General features: G+C 70.2%; 15 protein-coding genes. 7 read left to right on the forward strand and 8 right to left on the reverse strand.

All coding sequences use genetic code 11. From position 1 onward, the window contains the following. Positions 1-5: 5 nt before the first annotated feature. From EGT67_RS17505 to EGT67_RS17520, 4 genes are all read right to left on the reverse strand, one after another. Positions 6-323 (reverse strand): hypothetical protein, encoded by a 318-nt coding sequence (locus EGT67_RS17505; protein ID WP_127917364.1) that lies wholly within the window; start codon positions 321-323, stop codon positions 6-8. 267 nt (positions 324-590) lie between these two features. Beyond that, a complete protein-coding gene (locus EGT67_RS17510; protein WP_127917365.1) occupies positions 591-974 on the reverse strand; it encodes a hypothetical protein in 384 nt (127 codons plus the stop codon). A 1-nt stretch (position 975) separates the two neighbouring features. Then, positions 976-1,686, reverse strand: a complete 711-nt coding sequence (locus tag EGT67_RS17515) for a hypothetical protein (protein WP_127917366.1) — start codon at positions 1,684-1,686, stop codon at positions 976-978. A 29-nt stretch (positions 1,687-1,715) separates the two neighbouring features. Beyond that, positions 1,716-2,018, reverse strand: coding sequence for a type VII secretion target (locus EGT67_RS17520; protein WP_164877594.1), 303 nt, complete (start codon positions 2,016-2,018; stop codon positions 1,716-1,718). Positions 2,019-2,459: 441 nt separating this feature from the next. On the opposite strand from EGT67_RS17520, the gene EGT67_RS17525 reads away from it, so the two are divergent. The 5 genes from EGT67_RS17525 to recD all read left to right on the forward strand — a co-directional run bounded on the left by EGT67_RS17525 (position 2,460) and on the right by recD (position 12,474). Further along, a complete protein-coding gene (locus EGT67_RS17525; protein WP_127917368.1) occupies positions 2,460-3,368 on the forward strand; it encodes a hypothetical protein in 909 nt (302 codons plus the stop codon). After that, entirely contained in the window at positions 3,365-3,916 is a 552-nt protein-coding gene (locus EGT67_RS17530) for an LpqN/LpqT family lipoprotein (RefSeq protein ID WP_127917369.1), read from the forward strand. Before EGT67_RS17525 ends, EGT67_RS17530 begins: the two co-directional genes overlap by 4 nt. 115 nt (positions 3,917-4,031) lie before the next feature. Continuing rightward, positions 4,032-7,304 carry an exodeoxyribonuclease V subunit gamma gene (gene recC / locus EGT67_RS17535; protein WP_127917370.1) on the forward strand — a complete coding sequence of 1,091 codons (3,273 nt, stop codon included), beginning with the start codon at positions 4,032-4,034 and terminating at the stop codon, positions 7,302-7,304. Continuing rightward, positions 7,301-10,633 (forward strand): UvrD-helicase domain-containing protein, encoded by a 3,333-nt coding sequence (locus tag EGT67_RS17540; protein WP_241566093.1) that lies wholly within the window; start codon positions 7,301-7,303, stop codon positions 10,631-10,633. The genes recC and EGT67_RS17540 overlap by 4 nt, the downstream gene beginning before the upstream one ends. Beyond that, positions 10,630-12,474, forward strand: coding sequence for an exodeoxyribonuclease V subunit alpha (gene recD, locus EGT67_RS17545; RefSeq protein ID WP_127917372.1), 1,845 nt, complete (start codon positions 10,630-10,632; stop codon positions 12,472-12,474). Before EGT67_RS17540 ends, recD begins: the two co-directional genes overlap by 4 nt. Positions 12,475-12,514: 40 nt before the next feature. Here the strand turns inward: recD and EGT67_RS17550 are convergent, their stop codons facing one another. From EGT67_RS17550 to EGT67_RS17565, 4 genes are all read right to left on the reverse strand, one after another. Further along, positions 12,515-13,207, reverse strand: a complete 693-nt coding sequence (locus EGT67_RS17550; protein ID WP_127917373.1) for an SRPBCC family protein — start codon at positions 13,205-13,207, stop codon at positions 12,515-12,517. 154 nt (positions 13,208-13,361) lie between these two features. Further along, positions 13,362-14,387: a hypothetical protein gene (locus EGT67_RS17555; protein ID WP_127917374.1), complete on the reverse strand. Its 1,026-nt coding sequence runs from the start codon at positions 14,385-14,387 to the stop codon at positions 13,362-13,364. A 68-nt stretch (positions 14,388-14,455) separates the two neighbouring features. After that, positions 14,456-15,145 carry an SIMPL domain-containing protein gene (locus EGT67_RS17560; protein ID WP_127917375.1) on the reverse strand — a complete coding sequence of 230 codons (690 nt, stop codon included), beginning with the start codon at positions 15,143-15,145 and terminating at the stop codon, positions 14,456-14,458. A 34-nt stretch (positions 15,146-15,179) separates the two neighbouring features. Then, positions 15,180-15,944, reverse strand: a complete 765-nt coding sequence (locus EGT67_RS17565) for an 8-oxoguanine DNA glycosylase OGG fold protein (RefSeq protein WP_127917376.1) — start codon at positions 15,942-15,944, stop codon at positions 15,180-15,182. 142 nt (positions 15,945-16,086) lie between these two features. On the opposite strand from EGT67_RS17565, the gene EGT67_RS17570 reads away from it, so the two are divergent. Together EGT67_RS17570 and EGT67_RS17575 are read left to right on the forward strand one after the other, a co-directional pair. Beyond that, on the forward strand, positions 16,087-16,554 hold the full coding sequence (locus EGT67_RS17570; protein ID WP_127917377.1) for an NfeD family protein: 468 nt from the start codon (positions 16,087-16,089) through the stop codon (positions 16,552-16,554). Further along, positions 16,551-17,420: a slipin family protein gene (locus tag EGT67_RS17575; protein WP_241566106.1), complete on the forward strand. Its 870-nt coding sequence runs from the start codon at positions 16,551-16,553 to the stop codon at positions 17,418-17,420. The genes EGT67_RS17570 and EGT67_RS17575 overlap by 4 nt, the downstream gene beginning before the upstream one ends. Positions 17,421-17,474 lie beyond the last annotated feature (54 nt).

Raw genomic sequence — 17,474 nt, forward strand, 5'->3', positions numbered from 1 at the left:
AGCGCTCAGCGCTCAGCGGCCCGCAGCGCGGCAGCGAAATCCGGGTGCGGGTCGGTGACGATCACCGCGGACCCGTCCGGGGCCGCGGTGGCGTGAAAGAGCTTCTCCGGCCGGATGGTGTGGAGCAGCCCAACCGCCGCCGGCAGCGCGAGGAGTCCGGCCACGAACATGACGCTCGGAATCGGGCCCTCGAGGTCGGCCACAGCGATGCCAACAGCGAGGGCGATCAGGACGACCCCCGCGACGGCTAACGCGGCGGCACCGCGCAGACCTCTGGATCGGCGAGAATCGCAGTGAATGCAGAGCGGCCATTCGGCGCGCACGGAGGGTCCATGCCGGAGGCGGTCGAACGAGTTCGCAATACCCTTCCAAAAGGGCCCGACCCCACCTGGAACATACGATGAGACTCCCTTCGGGAGGTCTTCAGTGACCTTGCGGCTCGGGCGTATCCATGTGGTTGCGGTGCTTGTTGCAGGCAGGCCGTGCTCGACGCAGATCTCAGGCAAGGGCGAGACAAGGCAGTGCTGTCCGGATTCGTCAACTGGCACAGCTCTCAACCTGACGGTGGTCTCCGGGATGGCTGACATCGATCACCAATCCGACGACAGGATACTGGTGGACGTGGGAAAGTCATCCGAATCATCGCTCGATTCTTGAGCTTTGGGCGGCGAATCCGATTCGGCCAGAAGGGACAGTTGACGTTCGCCTTCTTCTGCGAGTTCAGTCTTCGTATCGCTATCCAGTTCGCGATAGCGCGCAGCAGACTCCGCGATCAAAGGGTTGAGCGTGCGCGCGAACGCGTCTGACGTGAAGACATCGCGAAGCTGTGTTCGCCCGCTGAGCACTTCGTCGACAAGCTTCGAAAACTCCGGATCATGGCTGTGCTGCTTGAGGGTTCGGAGAGAGCTGGCCAGATGCCGTGCAACACCGAGGTCGCCGCCTGCCAAGTCTCGAAATTGGTCGTCTGACGACATGTCATGCTCCTGGATGGTCGTACGAGGCCTGTGGAAGTTGATGTATCGACACGTTCTCCAGCCCAGCCATGAGGCCAGCGATCAACCCGATTGAGCCCTGAGCGCCGTCCCATGCCTTGCCGGTCGTGTCTACGACCTGTCGCCAGATCGCGGTCGCTGCGGCGATCTCGGCGACGACCGCAGCACCGCCGACAACGCCCCCAACACCAGTCCAGCTGGTGAGTGCAGCGGCAGCAAGGGTTACGCCGATCGTGATCAGCCAGTCGAACAGCGTTTGCCACAGTCCTTTGACGGCGTTGGCGGTTTCGTACATGCCGACCGCCATCTGGCGGATCTGTTCGCCGATCTGGGCAAAGTCCTGCGATTGGCTCCGGATTGTCGACGAATAGTCGGTCAGATAGTTCGACGCGCCGTCGGCCGCCTCACCCCGCCAGAAGCTCGGAAATCCCGCGACACCCTGATCAATGCGACGCGAGTACTCTGCATTGAACTCGCCCAGAGTGGCGATGCTGACGCCAGCACGCTGAACGGCTTGCCAATCCCCCGCGAACTGCGAGGCGATCCATGACATCGGGTCGGTGCCGCAGACCAATTTCGCGGCTTCATTGATCCAGTAGGTCGGGCTCATGTACTGAGCTGCGCCGAGGATGTTCTCGACGAGGTCTGGGACCGGATCGGTCGCGACAGGGTCCTTCAAGTCGATTGTTGTCATTCTTCCCCCAAAAAGGCTGACGATCGAAGTCAGTACGTGGATTCGATCCGGTCGTGAGACGCTCCGTCGGTCGACCTGTACATCGCAGCTGCCCTCGTCAGTTCGTTCGCTGCGTCCGCCGAGAGTTGAGAGATACGGCGAAAGTTCTCCGACAGCACGTCGTGCAACCCGCTCAATTTCTCGACGACCGGCACGAACATCCGGCCCTCGCTGTATCCGATCGCGGTCCACTTCTCGGCGTACTGCTGCGCGGAGCTTGCCTGTGCGCTCAGGTCCGCCATGTGTTTTGCGAACGCGTCCACGTCGTCCGGTTCGACGAATAGTTCTGACATCTCGCCCCCCTGGCTACTACTGTCGCGTGGCAGCGTAGCAGTGCGGCTGCTGGGGTTCGTTGGTCGATCGTGCGGGTCGTCTCGATTGCTCGGCGGTCCCGCGTATCGTCGAATCGATGTGATCATTCTTGGCCGATGCTGCACCGGGACGGCGCCGCGGGGGATGGCGCTAGGTCGACATGCTCTGCGCGGCGAGTGGATTCGGCGACGATGCTGTTCGCTTGATCGGTCGCGGAATGGGGCGCTCGGTGCTGTGCCGGTGATAGCGAACGAATTCAACGGTGGATTGGACGCTGGCAAAGCGGTGACGACCGAACTGGCCGGGGCTGGCGCATGTCTTGCGGCCGGTCTTGTCGTCGGCGCCGTAGCGGGTGGGCTGGCCGCATACCTGGGATCGAAGGGGCTTCAGCGGGTATGGGATTAACAGGCAGGAGAGCGGCGATGGAGATGGAAGATCTGACACTGGTCTGGCCGCAACGACTTCGATGGTTTCCGTTGCTGGGTGCTGTACTGACCGGAGTGATGTCGTGCATCATGCCGATTGCTGCCGTGAAGAGTGTGATTCACGACGAGCCCGCGATGGTGTGGGTCGCGTCTGGCATGGCCATGGCTTTTGCGTCCGCCACGGTAGGGCTCTCGGGTATTGCGGGGTTTCGATATCTGAAGCTTTCGAAACGGATCGCTGCCTGCCAGGACACGATCGGTCCGGGGATTGCGATTCCGAGCCGAAAGCACCTTGTCCCGATCCTGGTCTGCCTTGGATCGGTGTCGCTAGGCGGTCTCGTCGTTGCGGCAGGCTGGTTCTTCGGAGCCGACGTTGGACCGCTTGCGGCCCAGGACCGCGGACAAGCGCAGTTCCTGACAGTATTCGGCGTAGTTGCGCTGGCATTCTTTGCGGCTCTCCTCGGGTTCCGCTCATCGAAGGAGATTCGCCTGTACCCGAGCGGGATTCAGCGGATGGTCACGCTTCGGCGGCTGTGGTCGACGCGGACGGTTGACACCTTCGTTTCGTGGGACGACATCGTAGAGTTCGAGGTCGATGAGTTGGTGGTGGGCGGCACTATCGAGGTTCGCAATCCGATCATCTGGTTGGTCAGTGGGACCGAGATTCCGGTGTCGAGTCGGCTGCGGTTCGACGAATCGAACCGGCTGAGACTTGACGCCTATCTCCTCCTGGCGGAACCGAATGTGCTCCTCGGGCTGTTGTCGTCACTGCGGGAATCACCGGACCGGCGTCGTGTGCTCGCGGACGCGGCGGCCCGGGAGCTCCTGGCACCACCACCATTACGATCGCGATTGTGGCCCGCGTCATCTGCTCCGGTTTCCGCCGGTGAATCCGAGGCATCATGACGCCCGGCGACGTCGGAGGGAGTGCACGGAAGCGCGGAACATTGCTCGATTACCTGGACGAGAACGATCTCGAATGCGTCCCGTGCAGTGCGGCCGATCCTGCTGTTCCGATCGTGACCGTTCCTGTGCTGCCCGGCTGGACAAGGGCGGCGCCGGAGACGTTCCCCGGGGCGCTGTCGGTGCTCTTGGCGCCTGATCTCGTGTGCAACGGCTTCATGCCCAACGCGGTCGTGTTGCACGGACAACTGTCGGGCGCCGCTGATGCGGACCGGCTCCTCGACGCTGCCCGAGGGACTTCCTCGCAGTTGCCCGGTTGGCAGGAGGAGGAATCCTCGGATGCGGACTTCCTCGGGCATCGCGCACTCTTCGTCAGTGGCATTTACGACGCCGACCCCTGGATGTTGGCGAGTACGACGCGTTTCGTCGTCGTAGAGAGCGCGGGGACGCAGTACCTGACTCAGTTGACGGTTACCACTGTCGCGGAACAGACGGAGGCCCTCGCCACCGATGTGATGGTGATCAACTTGGGGCTCGAGATCAGAGTGTGAGGCGTGCGGATCGCATGCGCCGCGCTGGTGGCGTCGGTGTCGGTGCGGTGTGATACTTCTAGGCCGAATCTGTTGATCCGATGACGCCGACTGGGCCACCTAGGGGGTACGACACTTGCTGACGCTGCACCGCGCCGAGAGTGCTGGCACGCTCGCGTCCGCGCTCGCCGAGGTGCTGGTCAGGCCCCTCGCGGACCCGTTCCAGCGTGAGGTGATCGCGGTTCCCGCGAAGGGTGTCGAGCGGTGGCTGACGCAGCGCCTGTCACACGTGCTGGGTGCGGGTGACGCCGGCCACGATGACGGTGTCGCCGCCAACATCGAGTTCCCGTCGCCCACGCGCCTGATCGACCAGGCGCTCGCGGCCGCGACCGGCTACGACGTCGACGACGATCCCTGGCACCCGTCGCGGATGCTGTGGACGCTGCTGCAGGTGATCGACGACTGCGTGTCCGAACCGTGGTGTGCGGTGCTCGCCCGTCACCTCGGGCACGGCGCTGACGACCACCGGGCCGGGCGCCGCTACGGCACCGCCGCGCACCTGGCCGAACTGTTCCGCTCGTACGGTGCGCAGCGGCCCGCCATGCTCGTCGACTGGGCCGCCGGACGCGACTCCGACGGCACCTCGCCGCTGGACGACGATCTGCTGTGGCAGGCGCAGTTGTGGCGTCAGCTGCGGGAGAGGATCGGCAGCCCGAGTCCGGCCGAGCGACTCGGGGGTGCCTGCATGCGACTGCGGGCAGAGCCGGGCCTCCTCGACCTGCCGGAGCGGCTGTCGCTGTTCGGGCCCACGCGCCTGGGCACCGACCAGATCGAGGTGCTGTCCGCGATCGGCGCTAATCGCGATGTGCACCTCTGGATTCCGCACCCGAGCATCGAGATGTGGGGTGCGCTGGCGGACACCGATCCGCCGCGGCGGCGCGCCGACGACATGCGGGCGCTCGACGTGGACCATCCGCTGCTCGCAAGCCTCGCCCGGGACGTGCGCGAGTTGCAGTCGCGGCTCGCGGCCGTCGGCGTGGTCGACGTCCATCACCCGGGCCCGTCGCGACCGCCGACGCTGCTGGGGCGCCTGCAGTCCGACATCGCCGCCGACCGGGCGCCGTCGGCCTGCCCGCCCGACGACACCGTCGAGATCCACTCCTGCCACGGGCCGGCCCGGCAGGTCGAGGCGCTGCGGGAACGCCTGCTGCACCTGTTCCAGACCGATCCGACGCTCGAACCGCGCGACGTGATCGTCATGTGCCCCGACGTCGAGACGTACGCGCCGCTGGTCCGCGCGGCGTTCGGGCAGGGCGTCCACGGCCCGCTCAGCCACCCGGGCCACCGGCTGCGGGTGCGGCTGGCGGATCGTGCACTGCACCAGACCAATCCGGTGCTCGGGGTCGTGTCCACGCTGCTCGATCTCGCGGACTCCCGCGTCACGATCAGCCAGGTGATCGACCTCGCGGCCACCGGTCCGGTCCGCCGCCGCTTCCGGTTCGACGACGACGCCCTCGAACGCATCCGGGAGTGGACCGCCGCGGCCGGTGCGCGCTGGGGCATCGGTATCCGCGAGCGGCGGGCCTTCGGGCTCGACGGCTTCGAACAGAACACCATCAAGGGCGCGCTCGACCGGATCCTGCTCGGCGCCGCCGCCGACGACGCCGACGGCGAATGGCTCTCGCTCGCACTGCCGCTCGACGACGTCGAGAGCAACGACATCGACCTCACCGGGCGCCTCGCCGAGTACATCGACCGGATCGACGTGTCGCTGCGCGGGCTCACCGGACCGCAGTCCGCCGAACAGTGGTCGGCCGCACTGTCCCGCGCCCTCGACCTGCTGGTGGACGTGGCTGACGCCGACTCCTGGCAGCTCGGGCAGGCGCGGCGCGAGCTGGCCGCCGCCGTCGAGCACGGCGGCGACGCGCAGCTGCGCCTCGCCGACGTCCGGGCGATGCTGCGGTCCCGCCTCGCCGGCCGGCCCACCCGCGCCAACTTCCGCACCGGCGAGCTCACCGTGTGCACGATGGTGCCGATGCGATCGGTCCCGCACCGTGTGGTGGTGCTCCTCGGTCTCGACGACGACGTCTTCCCCCGCGGCACCAACATCGACGGCGACGACGTCCTGGCCCGCGATCCGCTTCTCGGGGAACGCGATCCGCGCAGCGAGGACCGGCAGCTGCTGCTCGACGCGATCATGTCCGCGGCCGAGCGGCTGCTGCTGTTCCACACCGGTGCCGACCCGGTCAACGGCACCCCGCGGCCGCCCGCCGTGCCGCTGAGCGAGCTGCGCGACGTCCTCGAGGCGATGACGGGATCGGGCGCCGTCGTGACGCGGCACCCGTTGCAGCCCTTCGATCCCCGCAACTTCGACCCGGCCGCCCCGCGGAGCTTCGACGCCGCCTCGCTGGCGGGGGCGCGCTCGGCGCAGCAGCCGCCGGCCGCCGAACCGGCGTTCCTACCGGGGCCGCTGCCCGCCGCCGAGGTCGGCGACGGCGTCGTCGACCTCGCCGACCTCATCGCGTTCCTCGAACACCCCATCCAGGGGTTCCTGCGCCAGCGTCTCGGGTTCCGGGTGCCCGACCTCGACGAGGACGCCGCCGACGCCCTCGACCTGGAACTCGATCCGCTCGCGCGGTGGGGGATCGGCGACCGCATGCTCGCCGCCCGCATCGCCGGCACCGACCCGGCCGCGTTCCGGGCGGCCGAGTGGCGGCGCGGCACCCTGCCGCCCGCGAGGCTCGGCGAGACGGCTCTCGCCGACATCGAGTGGACCGTCGAATCGCTCGTCCGCGCGGCCGCACCCGTGCACACCGGGGGCGCCGAGGCTGTCGACATCGACGTCGACCTCGGCGGTGGCCGTCGGCTCGTCGGGACCGTCGACGGCGTGCACGGCGACGTCGTCGCCCGGACCACGTTCTCCCGGCTCGCCGCGAAGCACCGGATCGGCGCATGGGTGCGTCTGCTCGCGGTGGCGGCCACCGGACGGTTCGCGAACCCAACCGCGGTCACCACCGGGCGCGGCCGGGGCCGGTCGCCCGTCGCGCGCTCGATGCTGGTGGCACCGGAGAACGCGCCCGAGATCCTGCGCCGCCTGGTCGACATGCGCGATCGCGGCCTCCAGCATCCGCTGCCGATGGCGCCCGGTGCCTCTGCCGCATACGCCGACCAGCGGTTCCGGGGACGATCCATCGAACTCGCGCTGGTGGCCGCCGACCGGGAATGGGGCGGCGACTTCGGCGACGGCAAGGACCGACACATCCAGTACGTGCACGGGGCCGGCGCCAGCCTGTCGGTCCTCACCACCGAGCAGGCGCCGCCCGGCGCCTACGAACCCACCTGCTTCGGCACCGAGGCCGCCGTGCTGTGGGGCCCGCTGCTGGCGGCCGAGACGCTGGGGGAGCCGTGACGACGGGAGTGACCGAGATCGACACCGCCTTCGACCTGTTCGCGCCGCTCCCGACGGGCACCACGGTCCTCGAGGCCAGCGCCGGCACCGGCAAGACCTACGCGATCGTCGGGCTGGCGGCCCGCTTCGTCGCCGAGGAGGGCGTCGACCTGTCGCAGCTGCTGCTGGTCACCTTCAGCCGCGCCGCGACCAAGGAGCTGCGCGAGCGCACCCGCGAGCGGTTCGCCTCGGCGGCAGCGGGATTGACGGACCCGGCGGCCGCGCGCGCCAGCAGCGACCGGCTGGTCGCGCACCTGGCGAACGCCGACGACGTCGAGGTGGCCGAGCGCCGCCGACGCCTGGTGCAGGCGCTGTCGGACTTCGACGCCGGCACCATCGTCACCACCCACAGCTTCTGCCAGCGCATGCTCGACGGTCTCGGCATCGCCGGCGAGCGCGACCCCGACGCCGTGCTGGTCGAGGAGGCCGACGACCTCGTCGAGGAGGTCATCGCCGACCTGTACGTGCGGCACTTCGGGCGCGCCGACACCCGCACCCTGCGGCCCGGCGACGCGCGCGCGGCGGCCCGGGCCGCGATCTTCGACCCCCAGGCGGTGCTCGCGCCGGAGGACGCCGACGGCACCCGCGCCGGCGACGCCGTCCGCTTCGCGACCGCGGTGCGGGAGGAGACCCGCCGCCGCAAGCGGTTGGCCGGGATCCGCGACTTCGACGACCTGCCCGCCCTGCTGCACGGTGTGCTCACCGACCGCGAGCACGGTGCGGCGGCCTGCCGCCGGGTGCGCGAACGCTACCGGGTGGTGCTCGTCGACGAGTTCCAGGACACCGACCCGCAGCAGTGGGGGATCCTCAGCGCCGCCTTCCACGGGCATTCGACGCTGGTGCTCGTCGGCGATCCCAAGCAGGCCATCTACGCGTTCCGGGGCGCCGAGGTGCTCAGCTACCTGGACGCGGTCGACGCCGCGGATCGTCGGCTGGAGCTCACCTGCAACTGGCGCAGCGACGCGGATCTGGTGGCGGCACTGCACTATCTGCACGGCGGCGCCGCGCTCGGGCACCGGGACATCGTCGTGCACGCCGTCGACGCGGCCAAGGCGGGATCGCGGCTGGACGGCGCGCCCCCGCTGCGGGTGCGCTACCTGCCGCGGGCCGGCGCGGGGCGGCTCAACAACTCCGGATTCCCGGTCGTCGGGCGGGTGCGCGAGCGCGTCGCCGCCGACGTGGCCGCCGACATCGTCCGCCTCCTCGACAGCGACGCCACCCTCGACCTGAACGGCACCCGCCGCCGCGTCGAACCGGGCGACATCGCGATCCTCGCGGGCACCAACGCGCAGATCGCCCTGGCCCGGGAGGCCCTCGACCGGGCCGGTGTCCCGTCCGTGCTGGCGGGCGGCAGCAGCGTGTTCGAGACGCCCGCCGCGCACCACTGGCTGCGGGTGCTGCAGGCGCTCGAACAACCGCACCGGCCGGACCGGGTGCGCCTGGCCGCGCTCACCCCGCTGTTCGGGTGGACCGCCGAGCGGATGGACGCCGCCAGCGACGACCTGGTCGCGACGGTGGGCGGCCGGCTGCGGGACCTGTCCGCGCTGTTCGGCCAGTCCGGGTTCGCGGCGTTGTTCGAGCGGCTCGCCGCCGACACCGAACTCGAGAAGCGCCTGCTCGCCGTCGCGTCCGGGGAGCGCGCCCTCACCGACCTGCGGCACATCGCCCAGCTGCTCGGGGCCGTGGCGGTCGACGAATCCCTCGGCCTCACCGCGCTCACCGGCTGGCTCACCGACCGCATCGAGGACCCCAAGTCCGGGGGCGGCGACCGCAGCCGCCGCCTCGACTCGGACGCCGCCGCCGTCCAGCTGGCGACGGTGCACGCGAGCAAGGGCCTCGAGTACCCGATTGTCTACGTGCCGTTCGCGTGGAGCACCGGGCGCTACTCCGACCCCAACCGGCTGCTGCTGCACGACGAGCACGGCCGGCGCGTCCTCGACATCGGCGGCGAGGGCAGCCCCGAGTACAACGACCGCCGGCGCCGCCGCGACGCCGAGGCCGCGGGCGAGGACCTGCGGCTGCTGTACGTCGCGCTCACCCGGGCGAAGTGCCAGCTGGTGCTGTGGTGGGCGCCCGCCTACGGCACCAGCGAGGGACCGCTGCACCGGATCCTGTTCGGGCGCGACCCCGCCGAGGCCGAGGTGCCGCAGAAGGTCGGGGTGCCCGACGATCCCGCCGTCGCGCAGCAGCTGACGCGGTGGGCCGACACCGCGCCCGCCGCGATCTCGGTGGAGGCTGTCAGCGCCGACCCGATCCCGCGGCTGTCGTGGACGCCGCCGCAGGAGGAGTCCGGCGCGCTCGCCGCCGCCGTGTTCGACCGGGTGCTCGACGCCGGGTGGCGGCGCACGTCGTACACGGCGCTGACCGCGTCGGCGCACGAGCATCCCGGCGTGACCAGCGAGGCCGAGGAACCCGAGACCGACGACGAGCCCGAGGAACCCGCGTTGATCACGCCCGCCGAGGCGGCGGATGCGATCCCGTCGACCATGAACGACATGCCGTACGGCGCGGTGTTCGGCACCCTCGTTCACGAGATCCTCGAGCACGTCGACACCGCGGCCGACGATCTCGAGACCGAACTGCGGCGGCACTGCGCCGAGGCGGTCGCGGCGCGGATGTCGCAGGTGGACCCGGTGGCGCTGGCCGACGCGCTGCTGCCGGTGCTGCGCACCCCGCTCGCCGGGGGTCGCGGCACGCTCGCCGACATCACCCCGCGGGACCGGCTGCCGGAGTTGGACTTCGAGCTGCCACTCGGCGGCGGCGACGATCCCGCGGTGCTCACCGTGACGCTGCACCGGATCGTCGAGTTGCTGCGCCGACACCTGCCGGCCGACGACGTCCTCGCGCCGTACGCGGACCGGCTCGCCACGCTGGAGCCGACCCCGCTGCGCGGCTACCTCACCGGCAGCATCGACGCGGTGCTGCGGCTGTCGGGGGCGGACGGGCCGCGGTTCGTGATCGTCGACTACAAGACGAACCGGATCGCCCCCGGTGAGCTGACCACCGCCGACTTCACCCGCGACGCGATGGCCGGGGAGATGATGCGCTCGCACTATCCGCTGCAGGCGCTGCTGTATGCCGTTGCGCTGCACCGGTATCTGCGCTGGCGGCTGCCCGGCTACGACCCGGCCACGCATCTGGGTGGGGTGCAGTACCTGTTCGTGCGCGGCATGGTCGGCCCCGACACCCCGGGCGGGGCGGGCGTGTTCGACTGGGATCCGCCCGCGGCACTGGTGGTGGAGCTGTCGGATCTGCTGGCGGCGTCCGGCGATCGGGAGGGGGACCGGTGATCGAGGCGCGCGTCGCGCAGCGCGGCAAGGGTGTGCTGCGCGAATTCAACGAGGCCGGGGTGCTCGAGGCGGCCGACGTGCACGTCGCGCTGCGTCTGGCGGCGCTCGGCGGGGAGACCCGCGAGCCGGTGCACCTGGCGACCGCGCTCGCCGTGCGGGCCGTGCGCTCCGGGTCGGTGTGCCTGGACCTGAGCCGCCTCCGGGAGGTGACCGTCGACGAGGAGTTCGACGTCGACCCCGCCGCGCTGCCGTGGCCGGACGACGCCGTCGTCGCCGAGGGGCTGGCGTCGAGCCCGCTGGTCGTCGGCGGCGACGCCGGGCCGCTGCGACCGCTGCGGCTGGTGGACGGCCTGCTGTACCTGGACCGGTACTACCGGCAGGAACAGACCGTGCGCCGGATCCTCGACGAGCGCGCCCACGGCCATCCCGCCGTCGACGAGGCCCTGCTGCGGGCCGGGCTGGACGAGTTGTTCCGCGACTTCGCCGATCCGTCGCGGCCGTCGGACGCCCCGGACCGGCAGCGCATCGCGGCGGCCGTCGCGGCCACGCACTGGACATCGGTGATCGCCGGCGGCCCCGGCACCGGCAAGACACACACCGTCGCGCGGGTGCTGGCGCTGCTCGAACGGCAGCAGCCCGGCCTGCGCATCGGGCTGGCGGCGCCCACCGGTAAGGCCGCGGCGCGGCTGCAGGAGTCGGTGCGCGAGCAGGCCGACGCGGTGGGGCTGCGGGCGGACCTGCCGGCGATGACGCTGCACCGGATGCTCGGCTGGCAGCGGGGGACCAGCCGTTTCCGGTTCAACGAGACCAACCACCTGCCCTATGACGTGATCGTGGTCGACGAGACGTCGATGGTGTCGCTGACGATGATGTGCCGGCTGCTCGAGGCCGTGCGGCCCGAGGCGCGGCTGGTGCTGGTCGGCGACCCCGACCAGCTGACGTCGGTGGACGCAGGTGCCGTCCTCGCCGATCTAGTGGTCCGGCCGGTGACCGGTGTCGAGAACCCGGTGCTGGCGCGGGTGGTGGGCGCCGACCTGTCGGCGTCCGACGACCCGGCCGAGGCGGCGCTGAGTGCGACCGAGCGGGACCGCTTGCGGGGCGGCGTGATTCGGCTCAGCCGCGGACGCCGGTTCGGCGGCGCGATCGCACAGTTGGCGGTCGCGGTGCGCGACGGCGACGAGGAGCGCACCCTCGAGATCCTGCGCAGCGGGGCCGCGGACGTCTCGTTCGTCGACCCCGAGGACCTGGCCGGGCTGCGCGCCGACGTGGTGTCGACGTCGGCAGAGGTGACGGCCGCCGCGCTGGCCGGTGACGCCGCCGCCGCGGTCCGGGCGTCGGAGAAACACCGGTTGCTGTGCGCGCACCGGGAGGGCCCGTTCGGGGCGTCGTGGTGGGCGCGCAACGCGATGACGTGGATCGGCGAGGCCACGGGCAGCCGGCTGGATCCGGACCGCTGGTACGCGGGGCAGCCGCTGATGGTGACCGCGAACGACCACGAGATGCGGATCTACAACGGCGACACCGGCGTGGTCGTCGCCGACGGTGCCGACGGCGACCTGGTGGCGGCGTTCGCGCGCGGCGAGGAACCGTATCTGCTGCACCTGAGCCACCTGGCGTCGGTGCAGACGGTGTACGCGATGACGATTCACCGCAGCCAGGGCAGCCAGTACGACGTGGTCTCGGTGATCCTGCCGGGGGAGCAGTCGTCGCTGCTCACCCGAGAATTGCTCTACACCGCCATCACCCGCGCCCGCACCCACGTCCGGATCGTCGGCACCGAGGACGCCGTGCGGGCCGCGGTGGGGCGGCGGGTGCTGCGGGCGAGCGGACTGCGGAGGTAGGCGAGGGTTTCGCGACCCCGCCTACCGCCGCACAGTAGCTCTAGAGTGTGCCGTTCTCGATGTCGCGCTTCATGGCCTGCTGGTTCTCGATGTGTGAGGACACGCCGTTCTGCACGGTGTAGTCGATCAGCACCGCCGGCGCCGAAAACGTCAGGTGCTCGGTGACCGTCGTCGCGCCGCCCTCCTCGGCGAAGGTGACCTTCTGCTGGGTGATCACGCCGGGCATGTCCCAGGTGTCGGTGCTGTACCAGCGGTCGGCGGCGTACACCCGCTGCTGCCCGACGGTGCGTCCCGGAATCGACACCGAACCGGCCGGGACGTCCTCGAGGGCGATGAACTCCCAGACGTCGGCGTCACCCTCGGTGTACGTGCGGTGGTCGAGCACGTCGCGCAGGAACGGGTGCCGTCCGAGGCTGTTGTAGAGGTTCGAATACGCCGGGAACACCCGATCAACGGGCGCGTCGATGGTGACCGGCAGGTCGACGGTCACGGTCTTCAGCGCCGAGCCGGCCAGGCTCTTCTCGAGCTGGTAGGCGGCCCACGAGGTCTCCCATTCCGCATCCACACTGGAGGAGGAACTGGAGGAGGAAGACGACGAACTCGAAACGGATTCGGCCCCTGCAGTTCCCGTGCTCCCCATCAGGATCCCGGTGGCCAGCGCGCAGGCTGCGAGAACCTTGGGTGCCGAGCCCCCGGCCCACCGGCCATCGAGCTGCACAGGACGTTCGATCATTCGCGTTCCTCCCCGTCGAAATCGTTGGCGCCGATCGGCAACCGGGCGAATGATACGCCGCCGGTGGCTTCGATCGACCCCGTATGGGATCAGGTCCGGCCGAGCGGATCTGGGTTGCTCCCGAGACACCGAAGTGACCGCTGCCGCCCCTGGCTCAGCCGCGCACCGGGATCGGCGGCTCGCCAACGACGGCGTCGTTCGGGTGGAGTTGCCGCTGCAGCTCGGCGATCGTGTCCGACGTCAGGCTGCCGTCCTGTAGGTCGAGAGCGCAGGCCCAGTCGAAGTCGGATGTCGACCACGCCCGCCACGCGAGCGGGAAGTTCCGGACGCCGCGGAGCGGGAGATGCCACGGCTCCTGCGAGCGCGGACGCCGATACAGCGTCCCCAGGCCCTTCGCGAACATCGCCTCGAACGCGCCGGTGTCCTCATCCAGTGCGGCGAACTCGCTCGGTGTGAAGTTCACCGTGACCGCCGCCTGCATCGGGGCGCCGGCGACGTGGCTGCGGAACCATTCGTGGCTGGCGCGTTGCCGCTCATCCTCGCGGGCGCGCTGCTCCTTGCCGAGGTCGAGGGGTGTGCGGATCGGTCCCGTCCACGTGAACGGGTCGTCGTCCGAAACGTCGTCGTGGACGGTCACGTCGAGGAAGTGTGCGCCCTCCGCCCCGTCTGCGCTGCGGTGCGCGAGTACGGCTCCGGTCTCGGCGTCGATCACCAGCTGCGTCGCCGGCGCACGGTCGCGGTGTAGCGCCAGCTCCACTTCCCAGCAGCGTCGACCGGCGAACTCGATGTCGCGCACCGGTCCGGTCGGACGCCGTCGGAGGGTGATCCAGTTCTCGAGGGGCGGCGTGAGGAACAGCTCCTTGCCCGGCCCGATGAAGTCAAAGTTCGGAACCCCGGTCCCGACTGGCTCGTCGTGATCGGGAACGAATCGCCAGCCGGTCTCGCCGTCGGAGATGAACAGCGGTGCGCCGGTGGTGGTGTCCTCGATCCGTATCCTGCGGCCGTGACGGAGCACGTGCACGTCGTCAGCCCAGAGACCGATCCGGATAGGGGAGACGCCGTAGTGCGCGGTCCGAACCCGGACGGGTGCGGTCTCGACACGGAACGAACGCACCGTTCCCGAGACGGGAAGCTGCGGGCCGTCCGCCATCGTCGCCAGAACTTCGATCCACTTCGTCACCGCGGCCTCCTGCGATCGCCCGACCACGGACTGTGACGCCCGCCTTTGCGCCGATCGTGGATCGCCGGTCACTTCGCCTCGAACCGCGCCTCGACGTCGGCGCGGATACCGATCGGCTCAGGCTTCAGCTCGATCGCAGGCCGGTCGGCGTGGTTGTCCGGTGCCGGAGCAGAGGCCGCCATCATCCGCGCGGTCGGAGGCCCGAAGTCCGGGCGCTGCCCTGCGTTCAGCATGCCGGGATCGGCGATCGCCACGGCCTCGATCCGGCGGCAGCCCAGGCTGCGGGTGTAGCCCTCGGCCTTCGCGAGCGCGTCGCGGACCGCGAGGCCCCGGATCCGGTCCAGGGCCTCCGCGTGCGCCTTCCGGGTGAGCTTCCACTCCAGGTGCGCGACGTTGACGCCCTCGATCGCGGACACCTGATCGACGAAGGCCGCGACGGCGGCGAGGTCGCGGAACGTCACCGAACCGGACGCCGTCGACTGGTAGTTCCACGGCAGCTTCTTGCCCTGCGGATGGTACGGGCGGAAGCGGGAGTGCTGGACCTGATCGAGCGACCACCGGCGGAGCGGCGTCGACGAATCGCCGTCGAGCGTGCGGATCAGTTTCGTCAGCGCCGCTGCGGACTCGGTCGCGTGATCGGCGGCCTCGGCGCGGGTGGTGCCGTCGAACGCGATGTTCAGATGCACCACACAGCGATTGGGTGCGGACGTGCGCTCGGCGTGACCGGTGACGGTGATGGTGACGGGATTGCTCGGCATGAGGCCAGTGTCCCCGAGAACGCGGGCGGGTGGTTCAGAACAGCGTCGGCTCGGCGCGGGCGCCGCTGCGGGCCTCCTGCACGCGCGCGTTCCAGCGCTGCACCAGCCACATCTCGATCAGCTCCGGCTCGGTGCCCACCCGGGTCGCCCAGTCGCTGAGCAGTTGCAGGTAGCGGTCGTAGCGGCGGATCGTGAAGCCGCTGACCGACGGCTCCTCGAGCCAGCCCTCGTGGATCAGCGTCGAGACGCCGTGCTGGTCGATCAGCTGGGCGCGGATCCCCTCCCGCCGGACACCGGCCGCCCACATGAACAGCGCCATGAGCGGCACGCCGACGCCGGGCATGTCCGGCCATCCCGACCACGCGTCACCCGACGGATCGGGGATCCGCTTGTCCTTGGCGCACCGGTCCAGGACCTGCTTGATCCTGCCGAGCGGGTCCTGGTCCGCGTGCGGGTGGAAGACGTCGGGCAGGCGACGGGTCGCACGGCGGCTGCGGTGGGCGCTGCGCCAGGCCGCGCACAGGAACAGCAGACCGAGCGCGTCGTGGTCGGCGTCGACCAGTTCGCTGCCGAGTTGCAGGTCGTTGCGCTGCACGACGGCGATGCCGCGATCGACCACGTGGCCGTCGAGATCCCGACCGTGCAGGACGATCTCGTGCTTGTGTTCGCGCAGGTGGTGGTTCCACCAGTCGAGGTCGATGTGGGCGCTGTCGTCCAACACGTGCAGCGGGTAGGCCCGTGCCCGGCACCACTGCACGCAGGCCTCCGGAGGCGCGAACCCGTCGTCGAGCAGATGCATGCGGCGATGATCGCACCGATCACGGACAGCGGCGGTGCACGACACGGTGGCACCCCGGCGCGGCCGGGCATACCTTTGACGGTGAGGGCTCGATCGCGGGTGGCTACGCGAGCGACCGGGCCCTCGCCGCAGGTGAATGCAGATGACCGGGTTGGGCGCGTTGGCGCTGGTGATGGGCGTGCTGCTGATCGTGATCGAGGCGCACGTGCCGACCTTCGGTGCCCTGGGCGTGATCGGGACCCTGCTGGCCGGGACCGGGGCGTGGCTGCTGTTCACCGAAGGCGGGCTGGGGATGGAAGTCGCGCTGCCCGTCACCCTCGGCATCGGCGTCGCCGGATTGGGTGCCGCGGCGGTGGCCGGCCGGAAGGTTCTGTCGGCGCGTCGGACGCCGGTACAAACAGGGGTGCAGTCACTGGTCGGCTCCCCGGCCACCGTCCGGAGCTGGGACGGGACCCACGGGCAGGTCGAGGCCGACGGCGGAATTTGGCGCGCACAAATGGAATTCGGCTACACCGAGATCCCTCGGGTGGGGGAGTCGGTGGTCGTCGAGGGCGTGCGCGGGCTCACCCTGAGCGTGCGCCGTCGTGAACCGTGGGAGCTGCCATGTTGACCACCATCGTCCTTGCCGCCATCGTCGTCGCGCTGCTCGTCGTGATCGTGGCCTCGGCCGCGGTGCGGGTGCTGCGCGAGTACGAGCGGGGCGTGCTGTTCCGCCTCGGCCGCCTCGTCGAGTTGCGGGGCCCGGGGCTGGTGCTGCTGATCCCGGCCGTCGACCGGATGGTGCGGGTGAGCCTGCGCACCGTCACGTTGAACGTCCCGATGCAGGAGGTGATCACCCGGGACAACGTGCCGGTGAAGGTGACCGCCGTCGCGTACTTCCGGGTGGTGGACGCGGACCGGGCGATCGTCGGGGTGGAGGACTACTATGCGGCGACCTCGCAGATCGCGCAGACCACGCTGCGGTCGATTCTCGGCAAGGCGGAGTTGGATGCCCTGCTGGCCGAGCGGGAGCGGCTCAACGAGGACCTGCAGAAGGTGATCGACCAGCAGACCGAGCCGTGGGGGGTGAAGGTCACCACCGTGGAGATCAAGGACGTCGAGATCCCGCGGGACATGCAGCGGGCCATCGCGCGGCAGGCGGAGGCCGAGCGCGAACGCCGCGCCAAGATCATCAACGCGGAGGCCGAGTTCCAGGCGTCGGCGCGGCTCGCCGAGGCCGCCGACATCATCAGCCGCAACCCGACCACCCTGCAGCTGCGTTACCTGCAGACGCTGGGGGAGTTGGGCGGGGAGAACAACTCGACGGTGGTGTTCCCCGTACCGATCGACCTCATTCGGCCGTTCCTGGCCGGAGACAAGGTTCCGGCGCCGTCGACGAGCGCGGAGATGCCCGCGCTGCGGGGCCGGAGCGACATGGAGTCGCTCATCGCCGGCTGGACGTCGGTGCGGCCCGACGCCCAGCGGGCGAGCAAGTAGTTGATGTCCTTCTATCCAAGTACCGTGGCAATCCCGACGTGAAAGACGGTCCGG

It is taken from the genome of Prescottella agglutinans (genome assembly GCF_004011865.1).
GTDB classification, from domain to species: Bacteria; Actinomycetota; Actinomycetes; order Mycobacteriales; family Mycobacteriaceae; genus Prescottella; species Prescottella agglutinans.